The sequence below is a fragment of the Labrenzia sp. PO1 genome, from assembly GCF_012273635.1.
Lineage (GTDB): Bacteria > Pseudomonadota > Alphaproteobacteria > Rhizobiales > Stappiaceae > Roseibium > Roseibium algicola.
The window spans coordinates 1,434,949-1,457,061 of sequence record NZ_JAAXCR010000001.1 but is presented as its reverse complement, the minus strand read 5'-3'; the positions used below and the strand labels follow the sequence as shown (position 1 = coordinate 1,457,061).

Sequence of the window (22,113 nt, the reverse complement as noted above, 5' to 3'; positions counted from 1 at the left end):
ATATCGCGCAATGACAACGCTGGCACATCTGGAAACCTTTGTTGAAGTGGCCAGTCTTGGCAGTTTCGCTGCTGCCGCCCGGCAGCTCGACTTGCCGAGGTCGACAGTCACGGCTCGTATCAAGGCACTGGAGGAAGAGCTTGGCGTCGCCCTGTTCCAGCGCACGACCAGGCAGGTGCGCCTGACGGTGGAAGGCGAGGCCTACCGGGAAAAAGTGCAGCCGGCCTTGCGGGATCTGGAGGAGGCCGGAGAACAGCTGAAATCGGCGCAGGCACCGCAGGGGATGGTGCGTATGTCCGTCCCGGTCGACCTGCCGCTGGATGTTCTGGCAGAGGCGATGGCCAGCTTCAATTTGCGATATCCGGAAGTCCGGGTCGAAGTGCATGTCAGCGATCGACCCGTTGATCTGACCGGCGAGCGGTTCGACTTCGCCCTCCGCGGCAACCGGGTTGCATCGGAAAGTGTCATCGTCCGCAAGATCGCCTCCAGTTTCCTTGTTCTTGTCGCCCGGCCGGAGCTCATGGAAGAGGCGTCTTTCGACGAGCTGTTGACGTCAGGACGGGTGATCGATCCCGCCGAAGTGCTGGAGGAAGCGGGGCAAGGAGTAGGTGCCCCTGTTTACAGGACGCGGAACCTGCAGCTTGCGCTGGCCCTGGTGCTGAATGGCGGTGTGGCGGGTATCTTGCCGAAATCGATGTGTGCCGAATTCCTGGCGGATGGACGCTTGGCCGAGGCTGCGTGTCCGGTCGATCTGCCGGAGCTGCCGCTCTTTGCGGTCCTGCCGTCACGACGGTTCATCCCCAAGCGCGTTCGCCTGCTGGTGGATCATCTGGCAAGTGCTTTCGGTTGATCGGATTTTACACGGTCTTGCCCCAACCAGACATTGCCGTTGGGCAGCTTGTCGGCTATCACCGCCCCACCAGACATTAATCGATTTATGAAAGGCATGTTCATGAGCTCAAACGGCGCGGCCGCGGAAATCGGCCTGATCGGTCTCGGTACCATGGGTGGCAACCTTGCGCTCAATATTGCCGAACATGGCTTTCAGATCGCGGTGTTCAACCGGACCACGGAGAAGACCGACCAATTCATGGCGAAGGCCGGGGAACTCGCGCCGAAACTGGTTCCGACCAAGACGCTGGAAGACTTCGTTGCATCCATCAAGACCCCGCGCGCGGTGATCCTGATGGTTCCGGCCGGTGAAGCGGTCGATGCACAGATCGAGGCTCTGCGGCCACTGCTCGATGCAGGCGATCTCATCATCGATGCTGGCAATGCCAATTACCACGACACGAACCGCCGCGCGGCGGAAGCTGCCGAAAAAGGCCCTCGCTTCATGGGGATCGGTGTTTCCGGTGGCGAGGAAGGCGCACGCTTTGGTCCGTCCATCATGGGCGGCGGTGCGAAGGACGCCTGGGATCAGGTCGGCCATATTCTGGAAGCGATTTCCGCCAAACACGAAGAAACGCCCTGCGCGGCCTTTCTGGGTGAAGCGGGCGCGGGTCATCTGGTCAAGACCGTCCACAACGGCATCGAATATGCCGACATGCAGATGATTGCCGAGGTCTACGGCGTCATGCGCGACGGTTTCGGCATGTCGGCTTCAGAGATCGGGGATGTCTTCGAGAAGTGGAATGGCGGCATCTTGCAGTCCTACCTGATCGAGATTTCCGGCAAGGTTGCCAAGACGGCGGATCCGGACACCGGCAAACCGATGCTCGACATAATCCTGGACAAGGCCGGCCAGAAAGGCACCGGTCGCTGGACGGCCATCGAGGCGCTGATGCTGGGCACCCCGGCAAGCGCCATCGAGGCGGCCGTTGCCGTACGCAACATGTCCGCGCGATATGAGGAGCGCAAGGAAGGCGAAGCCGAATTTGGCGCGGCTCCGAGCGGCATGGACCGCGAGGCCGTGACGATCGATGCGCTGGAAGCAGCTCTCGTTGCCGGAAAGATCATCTGTTATGCGCAAGGCTTCGGTCTGATCCTGGAAGCGGCCAAACAATATGGCTGGGCAATGCCTCTGCCGGAAATCGCCAAGATCTGGCGTAACGGCTGCATCATTCGCTCGTCCATGCTGAACGACATGTCGTCCGCACTATCCGACGATGCTGAACGCAACCTGATGCTGGCGCCGTTCTTCTCGGCAAAGCTGAAGGAAACCGAAGCGATGCTTCGCCAGGTCGTTGCCCAGTCCGCGCTACATGGTCTGCCGGTACCGGCCCTTTCGGCGGCGCTGTCCTATTTCGACATCATGCGCACAGGCCGTTCCACCGCAAACATGCTTCAGGGCCAGCGCGATTTCTTCGGCGCGCATGGCTTTGAACGCACCGACAAGGACGGCGGCGGCTACCACGGCCCCTGGGCGATGGGCTGAGGCCAAAAAATCAGACGCTCAGGCTTTCGCCTGGGCGTCATTGCGGCTTGGCGTGCGCCCTGCGAAGCACTTGTCCGCAATGACGGCGCACGGATATGCGCCGCCTCGCAGTGCCATCCTGGTGGTTACTGCGCCAGTCCAAGTGCCGCCATGTTGGCAATCGATGCCGGCAGACCGGAATGGTCGCGCAGTTCGATGATCAGACGGGGATCACTCTCGAGTTTGGAAAGCGCGCCGAACACCGAGTGCCAGTTGATGGTGCCCTGCCCAAGCGTCCAGTGGCGGTCGGCGTATCCATCCGCGTCCTGCAGGTGGATATGGCGCAGACGATTGCCGGCGGCCTTGACGTAGTAATCGACGGGCGGAGCGTCAGTCGTGCCATGAGCATAATGCGCGTGTCCGGTATCGATTGAGATTTTCACCGCCTGTGAACCGAAGCTCTCGGCAAGCTCTATCCGGGCATAAGGGTCCTTGTCCTCGATGTTCTCGATGACGAGTTCGCAGCCGATATCTTCTGCCCGCTTGACTGCGTCGCTCATGGTCAGGTGACAGAGCTCTATCTTGCGCTGCCGGGCATTTTCATAATTGTCGAGGTTGTTGAAGTCCCAGGTGGTATAGGGGCTGTGCACGACCATGTGGGTGCCGCCCAGTGCCTCGCAGACTTCCAGTCCCTGCAACAGGCGCTTGCGTACGATCTCGCGGACATCCACGTCCATGCTGTCGACGGTGAAGCCGAAGAAGGGGCCGTGAATGCCGACACGGCCCTGATGGCCGTCCAGCAGTTTTCGGGCCTTCTCGACAATCGGTTTCCAGTCGCCGTTCAGCACTTCGGCCGGCCAGAAGTCCTGAAGTTCCAGATCCCGCGGTTTGTCCAGCATCAGATTGCGATGGGTTTCCAGCGCGTCAACTGTCAGCGCGGCACCAAGAATTGGAATATCGGTCATGAAACACCTTTGAAGGAGACGAAACGGTTGTCGCCTGATTAGAGGCTGATCCTTGACACTATTGCGACGGAGAGCGGATCAAATTTCAGTATCCACGGTCCCGGTCGACGGCTGGGGGAACCGTACCGTCTTCAAAATACCGGCCGATGTTGTCTGCCACGATCCTGGACGCTGTGCTGATGATGGTCGGGGCGGATATGTGCGGCAGCACCGTGACCTTGTCATGATCCCACAGCGGACTTGACGGTGGCAGGGGCTCTTCATCGAAGACGTCGAGAACGGCATGGCCGAGCGGCCCGTTGTCGAGTTTGTTGATGAGAGCGGCAGTGTCGATAATAGGGCCTCGGGCGAAGTTGATGATCGAGGCGCCCTTCTTGCAGGCACTCAATTCGTCCTGGCCGATCAGCCCGCGTGTTTCATCCGTCAGCGGCACCAGCAGGACGATGAAATCCGACTGGCCGAGCACCTCCAGAAGCCCGGCGCGACCATGCCGGCAGGCTATGCCTTCAATTGATTTTTCGGTACGGCTCCAGCCGAGCACGTTGAAGCCGTTGGCTTTCATCCGCAAGGCGGCGGCTGCGCCGAGCTTGCCAAGACCCAGAACACCAACCGTGCGTTCCTGTGGACGTTCGAGTACATGGTCCTGCCAGACCTTCTGCCGCTGCTGGGCAATGTAACGGGGCATGCCCCTGTGCAAGTAAAGCGTCCAGGCAAGAACCGCTTCCGACATGGTTTCCGCCATTTGCGGATCCGTCAGGCGGACGATCTTCGGACCGTTTACGGGAAGCTCACCCATCAGGCGCTCCACCCCGGCCCACAGGCTTTGTACCCAGACCAGATTGGGAAGTGCCGCCACATTGGCGGGGTTCGGATTGGCGACGATGGCAACGCGCGCTTCAGATCGTTGGTCTTCCGTCAGGTCTTCGAACGGCTTGACGTCGGCGATGCCGACGAGAGCCTTCGGCAGTGCTTCGCGCCAGCTCTGGCGCTCATCAGGGCTTGCAGAGGAAACAAAGGGAACGACGGGCCTCATGCGGCGAAAACCCCGGCTTCATCGGCAAAGCCCTTGATTTCGATTGGGTTGCCGGAAGGGTCCTTGAAAAACATGGTGCTCTGCTCGCCGGGTTGGCCCTCGAACCGGACGGTCGGGGCGATGACGAAGGCGAGGTTAGCGTCTGTCAGTTTTTGCGCAAGCGTCTTCCAGGTCTCCATGTCCAGCACCACGCCCAGGTGCGGCATCGGCACCATGTGATCACCGACCTTGCCGGTGTTGGTCGTCTCGAAAGGCTTGCCGAGATGGAGGGACACCTGATGGCCGAAGAAGTTGAAGTCGACCCAGGTCTGCGTGCTGCGGCCTTCCTTGCAGCCAAGCAGGCCGCCGTAGAACGCGCGGGCTTCGTCCAGATCGGTTACGTGATAGGCAAGGTGAAAACAGGGTTGCATCGCTCGGCTCCTTTGAAAACGGATGTTGAGTAGCAGATCCGATTCAAAACATTTAAGATGTTTTTCTGCTTCTGAGCGAAGGAAAATGTTTTGGATACCCGATTTCTCGAAAGCCTGCTGGCCGTTGCCGAAACCGGATCCATTGCTGCGGCTGCGCGGCAGCAGGGGCTCACGGCCGCTGCCGTCAGCCAGCGTATTCGTGTGCTGGAAGCCGAATTTGGGGCAACGCTTCTCAACCGAACGGCACACGCAGCCCTGCCGACCGAAACCTGTTTCCGGCTGTTGCCCGCAGCACGTCGCCTTGTGCGGGACGCGGAGCAGCTGACAAACCGCATAGATGCTGATGGATTAAGCGGTCCATTTCGGCTTGGGGCGGTATCGACGGCCCTTTCGGACAACGTGCCCGCGGTCATCCAGCAATTCCGGCAAAAGGCGCCTCAGGCGGTGCTGACCGTTCGGCCCGGCACGTCGGCCGATCTTTACGAGGGATTGCGCAGCGGGGCGCTGGACGCGGCCATTACGGTTGCCGCCCCATTTGAATTGCCCAAGGACATCATCTGCAGAACACTGGAGGCTCAGGCTATCGTTCATGCCTTGCCGCCCGAAGGCGATCTATCCAAAACCGAGGCCGGAAAACTGCCCTGGATTGTCTATGACAGGCAATCGTGGGGCGGCCGCAAACTCTGGGCGGATTTTGGCGTGTTGGTTGGCGAAGAACACATCCTTTGTGAGCTCGATGCTCCGGAAACGATCGCGCAGATGGTGTCTCAGGGAGCAGGACAGGCGATTTTGCCCGTCTGGCGAGGGTTGCGGATGCATGGTCCGGAGATGACCTTGAAAGATCTTCAGGGCGGCGCCGGCCGCGAAATGGTTTTCTTGCGAAAGCACACTTGTGCCGCACCGGTACTTGCCGACCTCGTGCACAAGGTGTTGCGCGATCAGGTCATCAGTACATATGGTTAAACTCGGCACTTACTGGTTGATCTTATTGAGTTTAAACACCTTTTAAGGGTGAAAAGAATCACTGTCATAGTAAGAAAATTATGTGTCATGACGAATACCGGCATTAAAATGTCGTTTGCAGGCATGTTCACGAAATTTGACGTATGAATGGTATGAGAATTGCGACTATACTGTTGTGCTAGGAGCCTCTTAATGCAATTGTATTGGTCGTTGGGCCTGAGCTCGGTACAAATACCGAGTATGACCTTCTTCTCAAGTAGAGACGGCGGTCAGGCTTATTTCGAGCAAGAACAACGTATATGCGTCAAATGAAGGCTGAATTAATAAGATTTAATCTAGAGGCCTTCACGGCTCAATTCTGTTCTCAACTCGTTATTCTTTTCCATTGGACGCGCAGGGAGGTGATTGCTTTCACGGAAGCTTTCGCGCGCCGCGCCCAATTCAATCTCAAGCAAACAGACTGCACAGGAGCATCCTCATGAAGAAGTTGTTTGTCTCGGTCGCCGCGACCGCTCTTATCGGCATGGCCTCGTCCGCCATGGCAGAAGAGTGCGGCACGGTCACCGTTGCGGAAATGAACTGGGCGTCGGCAGGCGCTATTTCGCAGATCGACAAGATCATTCTGGAAAACGGCTACGGCTGTACCGTTGAACTGGTGAGTGGCGATACCATGCCGACATTCACCTCCATGAATGAAAAAGGCGAACCGGACATGGCTCCGGAACTCTGGATCAACGCCGTGCGCGAGCCTCTCGACAAGGCAGTTGCCGAAGGTTCCCTGATCATCGGCGGTGAAATCCTGAACGAAGGCGGCGTCGAAGGCTTCTGGGTCCCGACCTATATCGCCGAAGAGCATGACATCTACACCGTCAAGGATGCCTTGGCACATCCGGAACTGTTCCCTGGCGCGGAAGACGAAAGCAAGGGTGCCTTCTTCACCTGCCCTGCAGGCTGGAACTGCCGCATCACCACCGGCAACCTGTTCCGCGCCTTCGGCTTCGACAAGGGCGGTTTCGAACTGGTCGATCCGGGTTCCGCTGCGGGCCTTGACGGTGCGTTGGCAAAAGCCAACGAGCGCAAGGAAGGCTGGCTCGGTTACTATTGGGCACCGACCGCGATCCTCGGCAAGTACGACATGACCCTGCTCGACTTCGAAGTCCCGCATGACAAGGAAGAGTGGGACACCTGCACCGTGATCGAGGACTGCCCGGAGCCGAAGCCGAACTCCTGGGTGAAGTCTGAAGTCTTTACCGTCGTCACCGACGACTTCGCCAACAAGGCAGGCCCGGCCATGGAGTACATCAAGGGCCGCACCTGGGATAACCGGACGGCCGGCAAGGTTCTTGCCTGGATGACCGACAACCAGGCTGCCAACGAAGATGGCGCATACTATTTCCTCGAAAACTTCGAAGATGTCTGGACCCAGTGGGTCAGCCCGGAAGTCGCTGAAAAAGTGAAAGCCGCGCTCTGACAGGCAAAAGAAACAACAGGGGCCGCTCCAATGGTGCGGCCCCAACCATTTGGGGCAAAAACTAAACCATCGGGACAACAAAGATGGATTGGATAGAATTTCCATCGCTGGGTCGAACAGACCTGCTGGCGATCAAGAAGACAATCGACGGTTCGTTCAGAGGTTTCACCAGAACCTACGGCGACTATATCGACAACTTTTTCAACCCCTTGCAAGATTTCCTGGTCTTCCTCGAAAACCTTCTGATCAACTCGCCCTGGCCGATCATTCTCGCGGTTTTCGCGCTGGCGGTTTACTTTTTGAGCCGCAAGATCAGTGTTACGGTCGGAACGGTACTGGCCCTGGTGTTCATCGGGGTGTTCGGGCTCTGGGAAGACACCATGCGCACCGTCGCCATGGTTACCGTATGCACCTTGCTGGCAATTGTTCTGGGAATTCCGATCGGCATCGTGATGGCGCGGTCCGATCGTGTTCAGGGTTTCGTCAATCCGATCCTGGACCTGATGCAGACGATGCCGAGCTTCGTCTACCTCATTCCCGTTGTGATGATTTTCGGTATCGGCAAGGTCCCGGGTCTGATAGCCGTCGTGATTTACGCCATTCCGCCGATGATCCGCCTGACAAATCTGGGTATCCGGCTTGTCGATACGGATGTGCTTGAAGCTGCTGATGCCTTTGGATCCAGCGCCCGTCAGAAGCTGATGAACGTTCAGCTTCCGTTGGCTTTGCCGACCATCATGGCCGGGATCAACCAGTGCATCATGATGTCGCTTTCCATGGTTGTTGTCGCTTCCATGATCGGCGTACGTGGACTTGGGCAGGAAGTGCTTGTTGCCATTAACAACCAGTACCTGACCGCAGGTATGCTCAGCGGCCTGTCCATCGTCGCGATCGCCATCATCTTCGACCGCGCAACCCAGGCTTTCGGCAAGCGCCTTCAGAAACACTCGGAGGTGGTTCATGGCTGAGGCAACGGGTATCGAGATCAAGAATCTCTACAAGATCTTCGGATCGAACGGCAAGGAGATGGTCAAGAAGGTCAAGGACGGCATGTCCAAGTCCGAGTTGAACGAGAAATTCAACCATGTGCTTGGCCTCAACGACATCAACATCTCCATGCCAGGTGGCAAGATCCAGGTGGTGATGGGCCTTTCCGGCTCGGGCAAATCCACCTTGATCCGCCATATCAACCGGTTGATCGACCCGACCGATGGCGAAGTGCTTTATGGCAACGATGATGTCTGCAAGATGTCTCAGGCAGAGCTTCGGGAATTCCGCCGCCACAAGACGGCGATGGTGTTCCAGAAGTTCGCGCTGCTGCCACACCGCACGGTGATGAAGAACGCCATCTATGGTCTGGAAATCCAGGGTGTGCCGGTCAAGGAAGCTGAAGAGCGTGCGGCCCGCTGGATTGCCCGCGTCGGGCTGGAAGGGTTCGAGAACCACTATCCCAACCAGCTGTCCGGCGGCATGCAGCAGCGTGTGGGGCTTGCGCGCGCGCTCACCAACGATGCCGACATTCTGCTGATGGACGAGGCGTTCTCGGCGCTCGACCCGCTTATCCGCATGGACATGCAGACGGTGCTTCTCGACCTTCAGGAAGAGCTGCACAAGACCATCGTCTTCATCACCCACGATCTGGACGAGGCGCTGCGCCTTGGCGACAGGATCGCGATCCTGCGCGACGGGGCAGTCGTGCAGCAGGGGACCGGGCAGGAAATCGTTCTGAAGCCTGCGGACGCCTACATTGCCGACTTCGTCAAGGAAGTGAACCGTGGCCGGGTGATCCTGGTCGATACGGTCATGGATACGTCCCGGACGCTGGAAAACGGACCGACGATTTCCAGCGGCATCCTGCTGGAAGAAGCGGCCCGGACCTTTGCCGACACGGGCGAGGGCGAGGCAAACATCGTCAACAGCGATGGCCGTCCGATCGGCGTGCTCAACGTGCATGACACGATCTACGCGATGGTGACGCCGGCAACCCACTGAGCCAATGAAGTGTGAAAACGTCAAAACCCCGGAGTTCGCTCCGGGGTTTTTTGTGTCCTGGGCGGCGACCTCCACTCTTTCTCGGAAGAAGCCCCGGTGTATCTGTAAGAAGAAAAAGCCCCGGAGTGTTTCCGGGGCTTCAGGATTTCCGGAAAACTCGACTTCAGCGCTCTGTGAAGATCGTTCGTGCCGCACGTGTTACAGGGTGCAGCAGGTAAAGGAGGATCGATTTCGATCCGGTGACCACTTGGGCGTTGACCTGCATGCCAGGGCGGATCGGCCGTTCGTGTGAACCGGCGCCGATGACCTGGCCGGGAAAGGCGAGGGTTGCCTTGAAGTAGTATTCGCCGAATTCGTCCTGGAAACTCGAGGCGGAAATGGTCTCCACTTCCGCGGCCACGGTGCCATAGATGTTCGGGTCGTAGCTGGTGATCGTGATGTCGGCCCTGTCGCCGATGTTGATATGGCCGACGTCCTTCGGATTGACCTTCACCTCGGCAACGAGGTTTTCGGACAGGGGGACGATCTCGGCAATCAGATCGCCGGGATTGACGACTGCACCACGACCGGTCGGACCAAGGCTCTTGACGTAACCTGCCACCGGCGCCTTCACGAACAGGCGGTCCTGCCGGTCTTTCAGTTTGGCGATTTCCTGTTTCAGTTCGTCGCGCTCCTGGGCAATCCTGGCGCGCTCGTCGGCGACATCCCGGTTCACTTCGGCGCCGGCCTGACTGAGGCTGGCCTGGGCTTCGGTCAGCATTTCACGGGCCTGTGCGAGATTGCCGAACAGCTGTTCCAGTGTGACCTGCGACCGCTGAAAATCCCCCTTGGCCTCCAGGAAGCGGCGACGCGACGTGTAGCCGTCTTTCAGCAAACCTTCCTGGATCTGGAATTTTTCCTTTTCCAGTTCGACCTGTGATTTTTGAAGTTCGACCTGTGCTTCCAGGCTGACCACTTCGGCACGCCTCTGGGCGACACGTGCGGTGTAGGCTTCCTGTTCGTCGGCAACCGCCTTGCGGTTGGCGGTCAAGGCAGCCCGTTGCTGGGTGCTCAGGCCATCCACCGACGGGTCCAGGCGCAGGCCAACGGTGTTGGCGTCGCTGTATTCCTGTGCAAGCAGACGGCGTTCCTCAAGTTCCAGATAGCTGAGACGGCTTTGAATGCGGGCGAGTTCCGTGGTCGTATCCTGTTTTTCCAGGTGGGCGAGTGGGTCTCCCGCCTGTACCAGCTGGCCTTCCTCAACAAGGATCTCCGAGACGATGCCGCCTTCCAGGTGCTCCACTTTCAAAATCTGGCCGGCAGGCGCTATCTCCCCGATCGTGTTGGCCACTTCCCGGATCTGGCCGATGGCAGCCCACAGCAACAGGAAGCCGGTCGCGATGGTCAGTCCCATGAGGAGGCGTGAATAAAAGGCTGGGGGCACGCCGTCTTCCAATTCCAGCGGAAGGCCGACGCGGCCGTAGACCGCCTTGCGGAGTGTGTCGGGATCGTCTTTTGCTGCCATTGGAAAGTCCTCGGCGGTTGTCTTGCGGCGGGCCGGCGACGGCCCCTTACGTTATTTCGATTGCTGCTTGAGCACGTCTTCAAGGATGTCCTTCGGAGCGCCGGCCATCGCCACCATGCCGTTCTGCATGTAGACGAGGTTGTCTGCCATGCGCATGTGGCTGGGGCGGTAGGTCGTGATGACGACGGTCGACTTGCCGCGAACCTGGTCGATCTTCTTCATCAGGAACTTGTCGCCTTCGAAATCCAGATTTCCGGCAGGGTTGTCTAGCAGATAGATCGGGGCAGGGCGCATGAAGGCCCTGGCCAGCAGCAGGCGTTGTTTGACGTTGTCCGGCAGCACTTCGATCAGCTGGCTGGTCAACCGGGTCTCCACACCCTGAGGCAGAAGCTCGCCATAGGCGTTGAGGCCGAATTCCTCGAAGGCCTTGCGAACCTGATCGTTGTCCGCCTGCGGATTGGCCATGCGGAAGTTCTGCGCAATCGTACCGTAGAAGAAATCGTGGTGTTCCGGTGCATAGCCAATGGAGTTGCGCCATTCGCCCGGGTCGAGCTGGCGGATGTCGAGATCGTCGACAAGGACAGCGCCCATCTGGGGTCGATAAAGCCCGAGCACGGCCCGCACGAGCGAGGTCTTGCCGCAACCACTTGGGCCTGTGATCGCGGTTACGGATCCCTGCTCCATCTGAAGCGAAAAATTGCGCAAGGCCGGTTCCTGGCGGGAAGGATAGCGCAGCACGACGTTGGAAAAGCGGATCGTGCCCTGGAACTGGCGGTGCAGGCTCGGCAGCCTGCCGGGCTGGCGTTCCATTTCGATTTTCAGAAGGCTGTTGATCCGTTCGATTGTCTGCTGGGCCTGGCCCAGTTGCGATACGCTGAGAAAGGCCTGATGCATCGGGCTGAGCGCACGCCAGGAAAGGGCCATGACGGCAATGAGCGCGCCTTGAGAAAGGTCCTGGTTCATGACCAGAACGGCTCCGAAACCGAGGACACCGATGCCGCACAGGGTCATGAACATCTGCGAGACCACTTGCATGACCTGCGACAGTTGCCTCGTCTTCAGGTTCTTCAGCGCAAAGTCCGCGGAAATCGCCCGGTATTTCTCGACCCAGATGTCGTCGGCGGACAGTTCCCGGATGGCCTTTCGCTTCGACAGGATCTCCACGGTGATGTTCTGCATGCGCGACTTTGCATCGCCGGCCTGATTGATTGCCTGTTTCATGCGCGGAACGATGAGCATGGCCGACAGGACATAGAGCACCAGCAGCCCAGCCGGCAGCAGTGCAAGCGGCCCGCCTATGAAGCCGAGAACCATGACGAAAATCACCGAGAAGGGAAGGTCGATCAATGCATTGGCGAGATTGCCGTGAAAGACGTCACGCACACCGTCGAACTGCTTCAGACGGGTGATCTGCGCTCCGATGGGGGCGGACGAAATCAGGGGGAGCGGCAAATGCAGGAAATGGCGGAAGGTGGTGTTGGCGACCACCGCGTCGAGCCTGGCGCCCAGGTAGGCCTGGAGATGCGATTTGGTGCCTCTGACCATCCAGTCCATGATCAGCACAAGCGCAATGCCGATCAGCAACGTGACCAGCACGGAAACGGATTTGGCGCCGATAGCCTTGTCGTAAACGCTCATGACAAAGAGCGGCAGACCGAGCGCCAGGATGTTCGATAGCAGGCCGACGGTCATGATCGACAGCACCGTGCCCCTGAACTGATGGAACAGGCGGGAGGACCAGTGCTGAAAACCGGCGCTTTCGGTGCTGTCATCCGGCTCGATCACGAAGATCTCGGCATCCTTGAGTTCGCTGAAGGCAATGGCGACCGTGCGATGGGCTTCGCCACTGTAGGCCTGGAACCGGCCGTCGCTTGTGCGCCCCAGACCGACCAGTAGATTGTCTCCGTGTTTCACCAGGCAGGGAAACTGTTCCGCGGTCAGCTGCTTTGCGGACCGTCCGGTCGGAGTGACCCGAAAGTTCAGCCGGGTCAGCACGGCGCGAAGGTCGAAGATGCCCTTTATGCCTTCAAGGTGAGGCAGGGCTTCGAAGAGATGGCGTTCCATGCCATCCCAACCGAGAGCTTCCAGCAGGGGCAGCAAACAGGCCTCTGCCGGAGACGCGCGGTCGATCGTACTGCCTGAATGCTGCTGGACACGGGTTTCCAGGTTCATCCGGCTCTCTGCCGGGTTCAGATTCTGAAAGATCGAGTCCGCGTTTTCAAAAGCCGCCAGGGACATGTTCAGCTCCTAAGCCTGCTTTTTGGTGTCGGCAGGCTCGCGCCGCCGCAATTTGTATCGAGGGGTGTTCGGCGTGTCCGGCAAGGCGCTAACCCGGCCGTGCTCCATCAGAAACTGCTTGTCGGCAATGGCGCGGAAAGAAGGGCGGTGGCTGACGATCAATGTCGTCAACTGGCCTTTGAGCCGCTTCAACGCTTCAACGAGCTGGGCTTCGCTCTTGTGGTCGAGAGCGCCGTTGGCATCGTTGAGGATAAGGATCTTCGGTTCGCCCGCGAGTGCGCGCGCAATGGCGATGCGCTGTACCATGCTGTCGGTGAGATTTTCCTCGATCGCGTTGCCGAGCGGAGTGTCGTAACCCAGCGGCAGCAGGTGAATGTCCTTTTCAAGGCCGATCAGGTCAGCGGCCATGCGGGCTTTTTGCGGGCTTGCGCGAGATCCGAAGAGAGTCAGGTTCTGCAGGATTGTGCCGGCGAACATCTGGGCGTCGTTGCTGACGTAGGCGATGTGCCGGCACAGATACCGGTGGTCGACACCGTAAAGATCCTGTCCGTCTATCATGATCTTGCCGGAGGTCGGTTCGATATCACCGGAAATCAGGCGAGCTAGCGTCGTTCGGCCGCTGCCGTCGCTGCCCTCAAAGGCAACCGTTTCTCCGGCATTGATCGTCAGGCTCAGATTCTGGACAGGCACGATCGCATCGCTGCGCGCTGCAAAGCCGGCATTTTGCAGCTTGATGTTGCCGGCAATTGTCAGGTTCCTGTTTCCTGACCGCTCTTCCTTTGGCAAATCGAACAGGGCGCGCGCTTCGCGGAAATCATGTTTGACCCGCTGCATGTCCGTCCAGTGGTTGATGCCGCGCAGCAGCGGCTGCACGACCTGACCTGCCAGCAGGGTACAGGCCGCAACCGCCCCGACACTGATGAACCCGGACATGACCATGAGGGCCCCGGCCGACACTACGCAGACTGTTGTGAGGACGGTGAAGAACCCGGAGGAATTCCGTGCCCGGTTGGTGAGATCGATATAATCGTAGCCAAGTCGTGAGTTTTGCGTCTGCAGGCGTTCAAACCTGCGCAGGATGACGGGCTCGAAAGCCATGGCCTTGATGGTGTTGAGGCCGGACAGGACCTCGAAGATGAAATCGTATTTGCGCTGATCCTGCTCCGCACGTTTTTCAATGAGGCTGTCGATCCTTGTATTCAAGGTCGCGGTTCTCAGGGCAAACAAGGCCAGAAGAACAAGCGGGACGAAGCCGATCGGCCCTCCAATAAGAAACAGGACGGCAAGAAAGAGGAGGCTGGCGGGAAGGTCGATAGCCAGGAGGCGGGCCTGACCACCGTAATGGTCGCCCATTGCCTGCAGCGAGCGCAGCGAGTCCAGATGTTTGGTGACCGTCGCCTCAGAGTTGATGTCCGCTCTGGAGTGCAGAAGACGTCTGGCCGCTTCGACGTTGGCCTGATGGGTAAAAGAGGCTGCAAGCCAGCCTGTCAGATAGGACCGTGTCGTTTTCAGAACCGCATCGATCACCAGAACGAAACCCAGTCCTGCGATCAGGATGACGAGAGTGTCGGTCGACTTGTTCGGCAGAATCCGGTCATAGACCTGCAAGATGGTCAGTGGCATCGCCAGACCGAGGATATTGATCAGGATGGAAGCGGTTACCACTGAGCGCGGGAGTTTCGGTGTTGATACTTTTTCTCCGGTTTCGGAGGAAAAAAACTCCAGTTGTGGCAGTTTGATACTGGAAAAAGTATCAGTGATAAAAGATGCCATAGTAAGCGCCTCCTTGAATACATTAAGGCGCGTAATTGTTTCAAAATCGTTTACCAAAAATACCACAAATTCTAAATTTACATCAAGTTATACATGTAATTCGAAGATTGAAGTTGGTTTTTATTAAGGTAACCCTGCGTGTGATGGCGTTAGGTTTTAACGGAGCACGTGCAAGTCATGGCCGACACCGATACTTCAGCGAATGCAGGCAAGCCCGGCGTTTCTTCTTCAACGGAGACCGCAGCAAAGTCCAACGGCGGATCAGAACCGTCGCCTGCACGCATGGAGGCTCAAGCAGGCGATCCCTACCGCCCAGCCGGTGGCAATGATTATTCCCTGTCCGTGGAACCGGAAGATACCGGTGAAGCAACCTTGGCGAACCTTTATCAGGCTGTGCCCCTCGAAGATCGAGGATCTGGTGCTTCAACCCAGGATGCCGAGGGACTTGGCGGTGACGGCGGCAGAGACGGCCAGGGTGCGCATGGGGATCTGTGGCAGGGGTTGGGCGGAGCTGGAACCGGTGACACGCTACTGCCGGACGGCGGTACCGAAGTGGCCGAAACCGCCGATGGTGGTCCAAACGATGACGGCGGCCTTGGCGACGGTGCCGTTCCGGAAGCGCGTGGTCTCAACCCGACGTTGTCTCAATTCGATCTGGGCGGCGATGGCATTCAGTCATCGGGCTCCCAGGTTGGTGAGGGAACCAGCGGCGGAGGCGGAGGTGCTGGTGAAGGCGGCGATGGTGGGAACACCGGGGTCGGCCCTGTCGAGGACGTCGACAGCACCGACAATTTTGTAACGGAAAACGCCGCAGGAGGTACCGTTGTCGGCGTAGTCGCCTTTGCAAATGATCCGGATGCGACAGACACGGTCACCTACTCGATCACCGATAGTCGGTTCGAGATCGACCCGGATACGGGCGTGATTACCGTTGCCGATGGCGCGGTGATCGACCGCGAGACGACCCCCTATATCGATATTGAAGTCACTGCCACCTCGACAGATGGCTCGACTTCGACCGGCACCTTCCGGATCACGGTGGGCGACGCGAACGAGTTCGATATAGGCCCGGTGACAGACGTTGATGGTGCTGACAACTTCGTCCAGGAGAACTCCGCCGGTGGTACAGTCGTCGGTGTGACGGCGTTTGCCGAAGACCCGGATGCAACGGACACGGTTTCCTATTCCGTCACCGATGGTCGGTTCGAGATCGACCCGGATACGGGCGTGATTACCGTTGCCGATGGCGCAGTGATTGACCGCGAGACAACCCCCTATATCGACATCGAGGTGACGGCAACGTCAACGGATGGGTCAACCTCGACCGGGACCTTCCGGATTATTGTCGGAGACGCGAACGAATTCGACATTGGCCCGGTGACGGACGTGGACGGAGACGACAACTTCGTCCAGGAGAACTCCGTGGGCGGCACCGTTGTCGGCGTGACGGCGTTTGCTGAAGACCCGGATGCAACGGACACGGTCACCTATTCCATCACCGATAGTCGGTTCGAAATCGATCCGGATACGGGCTTGATTACCGTTGCCGATGGCGCGGTGATCGACCGCGAGACGACGCCTTTTATCGATATTGAAGTGACGGCGACGTCCACGGATGGATCGACTTCGACCGGCATCTTCCGGGTCACGGTGGGCGACGAGAACGAGTTCGGCATTGGACCGGTGACGGACGTTGATGGTGCCGACAACTTCGTTCAGGAGAACTCGGCCGGTGGCACGGTTGTCGGCGTGACGGCGTTTGCCGAAGATCCGGATGCGACGGACACGGTTTCCTATTCCATCACCGATAGTCGGTTCGATATCGACCCGGATACGGGCGTTATTACCGTTGCTGATGGCGCGGTGATTGATCGCGAAACGACCCCCTATATCGATATTGAAGTGACGGCGACGTCCACGGATGGATCGACTTCGACAGGAACCTTCCGGATCACGGTGGGCGACGAGAACGAGTTCGACATTGGCCCGGTGACGGACGTTGATGGTGCTGACAACTTCGTCCAGGAGAACTCTGCCGGTGGTACAGTCGTTGGTGTGACGGCGTTTGCCGAGGATCCGGATGCGACCGACACGGTCACCTATTCCATCACAGACAGCCGGTTCGAGATCGACCCGGACACGGGCGTGATTACCGTTGCCGTTGGCGCGGTGATCGACCGCGAGACGACGCCTTTTATCGATATTGAAGTGACGGCGACGTCAACGGATGGGTCAACCTCGACTGGTACCTTCCGGATTATTGTGGGCGACGAAAACGAATTCGATATCGGGCCGGTGAGCGACATCGACCCGGAAGCCAACAGCATTTCAGAGACCGCCAATGGGGGCGAATTTGCCGGGATCACTGCCTTCGCCGAGGATCCTGATCCGGCGGACAGTGTCACCTACCAGCTGACTGGTGACGACAGGTTCGAGATCGATCCGGACACAGGTGTCATCACCGTAAAAGATGGCGCGACGTTCGATGCGGAAACAGAACCTTCCATCGAGATGACTGTCACCGCAACGTCAACGGATGGCTCTTCCTCAACGAAGACCTTCACCGTGGCCGTGACAGACAACAATGAAGCACCGGATCTGATCGTTCATCTGGAAAACGGCTCAGAACAGTTTGTCGTCAACGGCAGTTTCGAAATCCATGACGGGGTTCACGGCGGACCCGCCGGGTCCGGCTGGTACGAAAACCCAACTTCGATAGAGGGTTGGGCCTACGACAACGTCGATGTGCATGAGGCGGGGCACAATAGTTACGGCGCGACAGACGGCGGTCATCATCTGGACCTTGCAGCCATGAACAATGGCTGGGCTTCTCAGCAAATAGAGGGGCAGCTTGATGGTCAGGTCTATCATCTGACATTCGACATGAAATCGCGCGGCGGCGTGGGGGAAAGTGTCGCCGAGGTCTATTGGAACGGCGAGTTGATCGACACGATCGATCCGGCCACAACGGGAACGGGCTGGCAGGCCTATGCCTATGACATCGTTGGCGGATCCGGCGACGGCTCCAATACGCTGACATTCGTTGAGATCGGTTCCGATAACCTGGGTGGTGCGCTGATCGACAGTGTGTCCATTGTTTCCGACAACCGCACTGCGGTCGTCGAGGAATATTACGGCGCAGAGATTGCGCCCTTGTCTGTGTTCGATCCGGATGTGGGCGATACGCATACATTCACGGTTTCGGACGACCGGTTTGAGGTGGTCGTTTCCGGCGACAGATACCTGCTCAAATTGAAAGATGATCAGGCCTTCGATTACGAAACCGAGACTCAGGTGAGCCTTGAGGTGACGGCAACTGACCAGGGCGGCCTTTCCGACACGGAGATCGTGGTGATCGACGTGATCGATATCGACGACACCAATTCTCCCATCGGTCCGCTCACCGACATTGATGCCAGCGCAAACCAGGTTCTTGAAAACGCCGCTGCAGGTGCCGTCGTGGGTCTAACTGCCTTTGCAAACGATCCGGATGCAGGCGACAGCGTGAGTTATCAGCTCAGCGGTGACGCGCGCTTCGAGATCGACCCGGTGTCGGGGGTGATCACCGTCGCCAATGGGGCAAGATTCGACAAGGAAACCGAACCGGAAATCGATGTTCTGGTGACGGCTACTTCGACTGACGGATCAGTCTCGACCGAAACTTTCACGATTGCGATTGCTGATGCCAATGAGGCGCCGGACCTCGACTTCGATCCGGAGCTTGGACCTGGCGTTTCCGTGACGCTGACCTTTGTCGAGGAATACGCCGGCCACAGCAATGTGCTGGGTGTCTTCTACGTGGACGGCAACGGCAATCCCATGGCCGGCGAAATCGTCTGGGTCAACCAGAACCAATTGACGCCGGGCGATACGGCGACCCTCTATCTGGAAGGCGTCGAAGCGAGCGAAGTCGGCTATTTCCTGATCCCGGATGGTGCAGACACGAACAATGGTCTTCTTGCCGGTGACAAGGTGACGTTCCAGAAAGACGGGCAGGGGAACTGGCAGGCCGTCGGACCTGACGGGACGCTGCTGGTCGGGGCCGAGGCCAATGTTCTTTTCTCCGGTGACGGGTCACTCAATCCCGATGGATACGACTACACGGTGGAAAGCGGCATCAGGATCGGCTTTGAGGACATTGCCGGCGGGGGTGACGAGGATTTCGACGACGTCGTCTTCGACCAGACAACTTTCGAAACCACGGCTCGTGCCGCGGTTTATGAAGAAGATCCGGGGGCGGAAATCGGTACCTTGTCGGTATTCGATCCCGATGTCGGCGATACGCACAGTTTCACGGTTTCCGATAGTCGCTTCGAGGTCATATCGATCAACGGTGAGAACATTCTCAAACTGAAGGACGGTGTGGCGCTCGATTATGAGACCGAGACCCAGGTGACCGTTGAGGTTACCGTTACCGATAGCGGCGGGCTGTCGGACACGGAAACCATTGTGATCGACGTCATCGACGTGGAGCCGGAAGGGCCTGCCGACGACAATGAGCCGATCGGGCCTGTCCGGGATGTCGATACGGCCCAGAATCTGGTTGCGGCGACAGCTGCTGCCGGAATGGTGATCGGCCTGACGGCATTCGCGGAAGATGCTAATGCCGGAGACACGGTGACCTATTCCATCGACGACAGCCGGTTTGATATCGACGCAGACACCGGTGTGGTGACCCTCGCCAGTGGTGCAGCGCTGGTTGCAGGCGAGATCATCGACGTGACGATCACCGCCACATCAAGTGACGGATCCCAGTCGAGCGCGGTTTTTCCCGTGACGGTGACTTCGGGTGTGACTGAGAACGCGCCGCCTGATCTGATCGTCGGCAACGCGATCTACCGGCCGGACCAGGGCAACAAGCACTGGGACGATCATCATGATGGCCATTGGGGGCATATCCAGGACGGGGAAACGGGACACTATCATGAAGATGACGGTGTCCACGGTCAAACCTATCACGGCCACGACGACGACTGTACGGGCAACGAGTATCACGTTCCGGAAAACCAGACAGGTGTCGAACTTATAGAGCTTTCGGTAGTGGACCCCGATATCGGCGACACGCACACTTTCACGGTGTCGGATGACCGGTTTGAAGTCGTCAGCAACGGCGACAGCTATCTGCTGAAGCTGAAGGATGACGCGGCAGTCGACTACGAAACGGAGCAAAGTATCACGATAGACGTTACCGCGACGGACAGCGGAGGCTTGTCGGATACCGAGACAATTACCCTGGACGTGGTCGACTTTGATGATGTGCCCCTGTGCGAGGTCGGGACAAGTAATGCCGATACGATTGTTGGGGGCGATTTCGTGGACAGCATTTCCGGACTTGGCGGAAATGACATCCTGCTGGGTCAGGGGGGCAACGACCTCATCTATGGCGGGGCTGGTGACGATGTGATCCGGGGTGGCGCGGGCGACGACGTTCTTTCCGGCGGTGACGGGTCGGATCTGTTCGCCTACATGCTCGGCGACGGGCATGACAGCATTTACGGCGGTGCCGGCGGGAGCTGGATCGATATCGTCGATCTGAGCAAGTCCGCCGATGGCACCGATATCGGAACCTACGGTGTCGACTGGTCCATCACCATGACGGAAGGTTCCATCGAGAGCATCGATGCAGCGGCGGGCGAGATCACCCTTTCGCAGGATTCGGGGGGCTACATCGAGTTTGCCGATGGCGGACGCATCGACTTCACGGATCTGGAAGGCGTTCAGTACTGATCAGCAGGAAGGCAAAAATAGCGGGCTCGTTAAGCCCGCTTTTTGTGTTGCCTGTTATTGAATCGGAGGCAGTGGTTCTGTCTCGATAAAGACGGTGTCGCTGGTCACGACCTCGACAACGGTCGACTGGAAGACATCGTTTTCCGACGGTCCAAGGCGCAGGTCCCAGGTATTGAACTCAGGCATGAGGCGCGGGACCGGTGCCGGCCGTTCTTCGATGATCCCGAAATGCTGCGGCGCCAGCCGACCAATGTTGGCCAGCAGGAAGAAGTCGGCAATGCGGCTGTCATAGCGTGCCCGGACATGGTCGACCTTGCTGAGCAATAGTTCGCGCTCGCCGTCCAGAACATCGAGCAGGGACCGCTGACCGCTGTCGAATTCCACCTGCAGGCCCTTGACCGCGCGCTGGTTGGCCTCAATCGCGCGCTTTACCGCCTTTACCTTCAGTCTTGAGGCAGCCCGCTGCTTCATCGCACGGACAACGTTCTCGCGGATGATCTGCTGGGTGTCGTCCAGCTCGTATTCCTGTTGGGCTGCCGTGAAGTTTGCGCGTTTGACCGCGGCGATGTTGCGGCCACCGGTGAAGAAAGGGGCCGTGACGCGCACGCCAAAGCGGAAGTCTTCTTCGTCCTGATTGCCAAGGTTGCCCTGGTAACCTGTTTGCCATTCGCTTTCCAGCGAGACGCGCGGCAGCATGTCGCCGACTGCGGCGCGTGCGGCGTAACGTGCGGCCCTTGCATCTGCCGTTGCGGCGCGGATGGACGGATTGTTCTGCAGCGCGACGTTGATCGCGTCATCCAGACCGGCGGGCTCGATTGTCTGCGGAATGCCAGGCCAGCCGAGCTTGCCCGGCTTTTGTCCGGTCAGGCGCTCATAGACAGCCTCGGAGGCTTCCAGATCGCCGACCGCCTGGTCGGAATTCCCCTGCGCTTCACCGAGACGGGCAAGCGCCTGCTCGATATCGGTGCGCGTTGCGTCTCCCGACTTGTAACGGGCGCGGGCGGCGTTCACTTCCCGTTGCACCACGTTGGTATAGGCCCGCAGGTGAGCGAGGATCGCCCGATCGCGAACAACGCGCAGATAGGCATCAGCTGTATTGAACAGCAGCGTCTGTTCGGCGCCAATGAGCTGGTTGCGACCGGAATTCGCTTCCTCATGAGCCTGGTTCAGCCGATTGACACCCGCAAAACCCTGAAACACCGTCTGGGACATGGAGATGCCCAGCTCGTGGAAGAACGACCTGTCGCTGTTGCCGCTGCGCTCGCTGCGGAAGGCGTTCTGTTCTCCCAGGTAGGTGCCGGTAACCGTCGGCAGAAACTCGGACCTTGCGGTCCAGACGTCCTGGTTGGTCGCTTCGTAACGCGACCGTTCCGCCTTGAGGCCCGGGTTGATGGCGTAGGCCGACCCCATGGCTTCTTCGAGCGACTGGGCGGATACGGTTGCGCTGGCGAAGGACAGGCTGATCAGTGACGCGCCTGCCAGCAGAACGGCAAGGCGGGTTTTCAATCCGTGCATCAGTTTGGCAGGGGCAGGGAAGGTCGTCATTGCAGCACCGTGATCGTTGTCTGCCCTTAAGGTAAAATTTTATAGTTAATCAAAAGTAAGTTGAGCTTAGAGAATATGGTCAAGAATTTTCAGTAATTACCTAGGGTAATCTTTGTTTGGCGTTGCTTCTTTTAGG

Annotated in this window: 14 protein-coding genes; 7 read left to right on the top strand and 7 right to left on the bottom strand. The window is 58.6% G+C overall.

Annotated elements, in window-relative coordinates:
* Positions 1–10: 10 nt before the first annotated feature.
* Both HCG46_RS06720 and gndA read left to right on the top strand, forming a co-directional pair.
* On the top strand, positions 11–850 hold the full coding sequence (locus tag HCG46_RS06720; protein WP_168685299.1) for a LysR family transcriptional regulator: 840 nt from the start codon (positions 11–13) through the stop codon (positions 848–850).
* A 102-nt stretch (positions 851–952) separates the two neighbouring features.
* Entirely contained in the window at positions 953–2,377 is a 1,425-nt protein-coding gene (gndA, locus tag HCG46_RS06715; RefSeq protein ID WP_208997645.1) for an NADP-dependent phosphogluconate dehydrogenase, read from the top strand.
* Between the two features lie 125 nt (positions 2,378–2,502).
* Here gndA and HCG46_RS06710 read toward each other — a convergent pair whose 3' ends face one another.
* The 3 genes from HCG46_RS06710 to HCG46_RS06700 all read right to left on the bottom strand — a co-directional run bounded on the left by HCG46_RS06710 (position 2,503) and on the right by HCG46_RS06700 (position 4,764).
* Positions 2,503–3,321 (bottom strand): sugar phosphate isomerase/epimerase family protein, encoded by an 819-nt coding sequence (locus tag HCG46_RS06710; RefSeq protein ID WP_168685297.1) that lies wholly within the window; start codon positions 3,319–3,321, stop codon positions 2,503–2,505.
* Positions 3,322–3,406: 85 nt separating this feature from the next.
* Positions 3,407–4,354, bottom strand: a complete 948-nt coding sequence (locus HCG46_RS06705; protein WP_168685295.1) for a glyoxylate/hydroxypyruvate reductase A — start codon at positions 4,352–4,354, stop codon at positions 3,407–3,409.
* Positions 4,351–4,764, bottom strand: a complete 414-nt coding sequence (locus HCG46_RS06700; protein WP_023003365.1) for a VOC family protein — start codon at positions 4,762–4,764, stop codon at positions 4,351–4,353. Before HCG46_RS06700 ends, HCG46_RS06705 begins: the two co-directional genes overlap by 4 nt.
* A gap of 90 nt (positions 4,765–4,854) precedes the next feature.
* Between HCG46_RS06700 and HCG46_RS06695 the strand changes: the two genes are divergently transcribed.
* The 4 genes from HCG46_RS06695 (at position 4,855) to HCG46_RS06680 (ending at position 9,190) form a co-directional block, all read left to right on the top strand.
* Positions 4,855–5,727, top strand: a complete 873-nt coding sequence (locus HCG46_RS06695; protein ID WP_168685292.1) for a LysR family transcriptional regulator — start codon at positions 4,855–4,857, stop codon at positions 5,725–5,727.
* Positions 5,728–6,205: 478 nt separating this feature from the next.
* Positions 6,206–7,198, top strand: coding sequence for an ABC transporter substrate-binding protein (locus tag HCG46_RS06690; RefSeq protein ID WP_023003362.1), 993 nt, complete (start codon positions 6,206–6,208; stop codon positions 7,196–7,198).
* A gap of 83 nt (positions 7,199–7,281) precedes the next feature.
* Entirely contained in the window at positions 7,282–8,166 is an 885-nt protein-coding gene (locus HCG46_RS06685; RefSeq protein WP_023003361.1) for a proline/glycine betaine ABC transporter permease, read from the top strand.
* On the top strand, positions 8,159–9,190 hold the full coding sequence (locus tag HCG46_RS06680) for a glycine betaine/L-proline ABC transporter ATP-binding protein (RefSeq protein WP_077291809.1): 1,032 nt from the start codon (positions 8,159–8,161) through the stop codon (positions 9,188–9,190). Before HCG46_RS06685 ends, HCG46_RS06680 begins: the two co-directional genes overlap by 8 nt.
* A gap of 163 nt (positions 9,191–9,353) precedes the next feature.
* On the opposite strand, the gene HCG46_RS06675 is transcribed toward HCG46_RS06680, so the two are convergent.
* From HCG46_RS06675 to HCG46_RS06665, 3 genes are read right to left on the bottom strand one after another with little or no spacing between them, the layout of a single operon-like run.
* On the bottom strand, positions 9,354–10,694 hold the full coding sequence (locus HCG46_RS06675; RefSeq protein WP_055661245.1) for an HlyD family type I secretion periplasmic adaptor subunit: 1,341 nt from the start codon (positions 10,692–10,694) through the stop codon (positions 9,354–9,356).
* A 51-nt stretch (positions 10,695–10,745) separates the two neighbouring features.
* The gene (locus tag HCG46_RS06670) at positions 10,746–12,932 is read right to left on the bottom strand and encodes an ATP-binding cassette domain-containing protein (RefSeq protein WP_168685290.1); all 2,187 of its coding nucleotides are present in this window, start codon (positions 12,930–12,932) and stop codon (positions 10,746–10,748) included.
* 9 nt (positions 12,933–12,941) lie between these two features.
* Positions 12,942–14,705: an ATP-binding cassette domain-containing protein gene (locus HCG46_RS06665; protein WP_168685281.1), complete on the bottom strand. Its 1,764-nt coding sequence runs from the start codon at positions 14,703–14,705 to the stop codon at positions 12,942–12,944.
* 177 nt (positions 14,706–14,882) lie between these two features.
* Here HCG46_RS06665 and HCG46_RS06660 point away from each other — a divergent pair, with 177 nt between their 5' ends.
* Positions 14,883–20,432 carry a cadherin domain-containing protein gene (locus HCG46_RS06660; RefSeq protein WP_168685272.1) on the top strand — a complete coding sequence of 1,850 codons (5,550 nt, stop codon included), beginning with the start codon at positions 14,883–14,885 and terminating at the stop codon, positions 20,430–20,432.
* Positions 20,433–20,486: 54 nt separating this feature from the next.
* Here HCG46_RS06660 and HCG46_RS06655 read toward each other — a convergent pair whose 3' ends face one another.
* Complete coding sequence (locus HCG46_RS06655; protein ID WP_209009332.1) at positions 20,487–21,977, bottom strand: TolC family outer membrane protein; 1,491 nt, start codon at positions 21,975–21,977, stop codon at positions 20,487–20,489.
* Positions 21,978–22,113 lie beyond the last annotated feature (136 nt).

What these genes read in the sequence shown, in the direction of transcription:
- HCG46_RS06720 (WP_168685299.1), top strand. Translation starts at nt 11, where the DNA reads ATGACAACGCTGGCACATCTGGAAACCTTTGTTGAAGTGGCCAGTCTT.
- gndA (WP_208997645.1), top strand. Translation starts at nt 953, where the DNA reads ATGAGCTCAAACGGCGCGGCCGCGGAAATCGGCCTGATCGGTCTCGGT.
- HCG46_RS06710 (WP_168685297.1), bottom strand. Translation starts at nt 3,321, where the DNA reads ATGACCGATATTCCAATTCTTGGTGCCGCGCTGACAGTTGACGCGCTG.
- HCG46_RS06705 (WP_168685295.1), bottom strand. Translation starts at nt 4,354, where the DNA reads ATGAGGCCCGTCGTTCCCTTTGTTTCCTCTGCAAGCCCTGATGAGCGC.
- HCG46_RS06700 (WP_023003365.1), bottom strand. Translation starts at nt 4,764, where the DNA reads ATGCAACCCTGTTTTCACCTTGCCTATCACGTAACCGATCTGGACGAA.
- HCG46_RS06690 (WP_023003362.1), top strand. Translation starts at nt 6,206, where the DNA reads ATGAAGAAGTTGTTTGTCTCGGTCGCCGCGACCGCTCTTATCGGCATG.
- HCG46_RS06685 (WP_023003361.1), top strand. Translation starts at nt 7,282, where the DNA reads ATGGATTGGATAGAATTTCCATCGCTGGGTCGAACAGACCTGCTGGCG.
- HCG46_RS06680 (WP_077291809.1), top strand. Translation starts at nt 8,159, where the DNA reads ATGGCTGAGGCAACGGGTATCGAGATCAAGAATCTCTACAAGATCTTC.
- HCG46_RS06675 (WP_055661245.1), bottom strand. Translation starts at nt 10,694, where the DNA reads ATGGCAGCAAAAGACGATCCCGACACACTCCGCAAGGCGGTCTACGGC.
- HCG46_RS06670 (WP_168685290.1), bottom strand. Translation starts at nt 12,932, where the DNA reads ATGTCCCTGGCGGCTTTTGAAAACGCGGACTCGATCTTTCAGAATCTG.
- HCG46_RS06665 (WP_168685281.1), bottom strand. Translation starts at nt 14,705, where the DNA reads ATGGCATCTTTTATCACTGATACTTTTTCCAGTATCAAACTGCCACAA.
- HCG46_RS06660 (WP_168685272.1), top strand. Translation starts at nt 14,883, where the DNA reads ATGGCCGACACCGATACTTCAGCGAATGCAGGCAAGCCCGGCGTTTCT.
- HCG46_RS06655 (WP_209009332.1), bottom strand. Translation starts at nt 21,977, where the DNA reads ATGACGACCTTCCCTGCCCCTGCCAAACTGATGCACGGATTGAAAACC.